Origin of the sequence: Helicobacter marmotae, from assembly GCF_003364255.1 — a bacterium.
GTDB lineage: Bacteria > Campylobacterota > Campylobacteria > Campylobacterales > Helicobacteraceae > Helicobacter_C > Helicobacter_C marmotae.
In genome coordinates this window covers 1-769 of the sequence record NZ_NXLR01000050.1, presented here as the reverse complement: position 1 = coordinate 769, position 769 = coordinate 1, and the positions used below count along the sequence as shown (strand labels likewise).

Here is a 769-nt window from a genome sequence, read left to right as displayed (position 1 = left end):
GGTGTAAGTATGGATATGTTGATTATTATTTAAAGTAGTAAGTGTGCCACTATTGGTTAGGTTAGTGATATTGCCATTATTAGTTAAAGTAGTGAGTGTAGCGTTTTGTTGATTAGTGAGTGTGGTAAGTGTAGCATTAGCATTATTTGTTAAGGTAGTAAGGGTGCCTTGATTATCTAGTGTAGTAAATGTCCCGCTATTACTTACATTATCTATTGTCCCATTAGTGGTATTGCTTAAAGTTGTAATAATGGCGTTATTATTCACATTATCTATCTTTGCATTAGCATTATTAGTGATACTTGTAATAGTAGAGCTAGCATTGTTATTGAGTGTAGTTATGGTGCCTGAATTTGTGAGGCTAGATAAAGTGGTGTTAGTATTAGTAAGTGTGGTAATGGTGGCATTTTGTCCAGAGTTTGTGATTCCATTAGTAATCGTTCCACTATTAGTAAGTGTGGTAATGGTTTGATTATTGGTGAGTGTCTCTATAGTAGCATTAGCTTGATTATCTAAGCTTGTTATGGAGTCACTATTGGTTAGTCCTTTAAATTGCCCGCTTGATTTATTAGTTAAATTAGTAATACTTCCACTATTAGTAAAGTCATTCGTAATCGTGCCAGAATTATTTAAATTATTAATCGTGGCATTTTGCATATTAGTGAGAGTCGTAATGGTGCTACCTGTGGTATTTTCTAATGTATCTATGGTGGCATTAGCATTATTAGTAATACTTGTAATAGTAGAGCTAGCATTATTATTGAGTGTA

General features: G+C 33.2%; 1 protein-coding gene. It reads right to left on the bottom strand.

The genetic code is table 11. The features are described from left to right. Positions 1-769 (bottom strand): hypothetical protein (locus CQA63_RS10000; protein WP_211305748.1); only part of this gene is annotated, 769 nt, incomplete at both ends.